At 63.8% G+C, this 1,083-nt stretch carries 1 pseudogene; it reads left to right on the top strand.

What is annotated here, in order from left to right:
* Positions 1-1,083 (top strand): annotated as a pseudogene (locus tag AP059_RS00005) (RHS repeat protein); the annotation flags it as partial.

The raw sequence follows: 1,083 nt of genomic DNA, 5'->3' as shown, positions 1-1,083 counted from the left end.
AGCAACAGGCCAAATTCCATTACGACCCGATTGGTCGTCTGCTCAAAGAGACCGGTTTCGACGGGCGCAGCACCCTCTACGAATACGACGCAAGCACCGGCCGCCTCGCGAGCACCGTCGACGGGCAGCGCACCACCCACGTCGAGTTCGACCCGACAGGGCGCCTGATCGAGCGCACAGCACGTCTGAACGACACCGCGCAAACCGAAACCTTCGCCTATGACGGCAACGGCAACCTGGTCATGGCCACCAACGCCGACAGCCGCCTGCAATGGTTCCACGACCCGGCGGGTAACCTGCTGCGCGAACACCAGCACTACCTGAGCCTGCAAAAACCGGTAGTCGCCGTGTGGCAACACGAGTACGACGTGCTCAACCAACGCATCGCCACCACCCGCCCGGACGGCCACAAAGTCAGTTGGCTGACCTACGGCAGCGGCCACCTGCTAGGCATGCGCCTCGACGAACACGAACTCATCGGCTACGAGCGCGACGACCTGCACCGCGAAGTCGCCCGCCACCAAGGCAACCGCCTGCTGCAAACCCAACAATGGGACCCGGTCGGCCGTCTGCAAGCCCAACTGCTGAGCCGTAGCGACGACCAGTCCACATTGCTCAAACGCGAGTACAAATACGACGCCGCGGGCCAACTGACCGACATCAACGACAGCCGCCGCGGGCCGTTGTCCTACCGCTACGACCCGGTGGGTCGACTGCTCAGCGCCACCAGCCGCCTGGGCGTCGAAACCTTCGCCTTCGACCCGGCCAGCAACCTGCTGGACAACAGCGTGGCTGAAATCCGCCGCCCGCTGGATCAAGACCCGAAACGCAACACACTGATGGACAACCTGCTGCGCGAATACGCGGGCACGCACTACGAATACGACGAGCGCGGCAACCAGATCCGCCGCTGGCACAACGGCCAACACAGCCAAATGCGCTGGGACCTGTTCGACCGTCTGGTGCGCTTTGAAGACAGCACCCTCAGCGTCGACTACGCCTACGACCCGCTGGGGCGGCGCATCCATAAATACTCCAACGCCCACCACAAGCATCGCCCGGAAGCCGGCTCGCACTGGAACC

Source organism: Pseudomonas sp. TAA207, assembly GCF_001529285.1.
Lineage (GTDB): Bacteria > Pseudomonadota > Gammaproteobacteria > Pseudomonadales > Pseudomonadaceae > Aquipseudomonas > Aquipseudomonas weihenstephanensis.
The sequence above is the reverse complement of the archived record's forward strand: the minus strand, read 5'-3'. Positions and strand labels throughout refer to the sequence as shown.